Raw genomic sequence first — 623 nt, 5'->3', positions numbered from 1 at the left:
GCCCTTTATGACAAGCTAGTTCAAGAAGGGGTGAATACTGCCTTGTCCAAGGAAGAATGCCTCACTAGCGAGGGACTCAAACAACTCCTACATGAGACAGAACAAGTATTGGATGAGGTGGAAGAAGCTATCTCACAAGAGCCTAAATCCATTAAAGGTGGATCAGCCAACAGACAGAAACGGAGAAGAATTAAGAAACTAAAGAGAAAGTTGAAAGAGGATTGTCTTGTTCGGAAACAGAAGTACGAACGAGATAAGCAGATTCTACAAGAGCGAAACTCCTACTCTAAAACGGATCACGATGCAACATTCATGAGAATGAAAGAGGATCATATGAAAAATGGTCAGCTCAAACCAGGTTACAACCTTCAACTTGGTACAAACAACCAGTTTGCCTTGGCTTACGGACTGTTTCCGAATCCAACTGACACTCGTACACTCAAGCCTTTTCTTCAATCCATCCAAACCTTAGAACTCTTTAAACACATTGTCGCGGATGCAGGTTATGGTAGTGAAGAAAATTATAGCTTTATCCTTGATGACCTGGAGAAAACACCTCTGATTCCCTACGGAACATATCAGAAAGAGCAGAAGAAAAGCTATAAGAAGAGTGATGCCAATCC

At 41.7% G+C, this 623-nt stretch carries 1 protein-coding gene; it reads left to right on the top strand.

Annotated elements, in window-relative coordinates:
* Positions 1–623, top strand: a 623-nt coding sequence (locus C1G57_RS11690; RefSeq protein WP_153045620.1) for a transposase, incomplete at both ends; no start/stop codon positions are given.

Origin of the sequence: Streptococcus suis (genome assembly GCF_002960425.1) — a bacterium.
Lineage (GTDB): Bacteria > Bacillota > Bacilli > Lactobacillales > Streptococcaceae > Streptococcus > Streptococcus suis_S.
The sequence above is the reverse complement of the archived record's forward strand: the minus strand, read 5'-3'. Positions and strand labels throughout refer to the sequence as shown.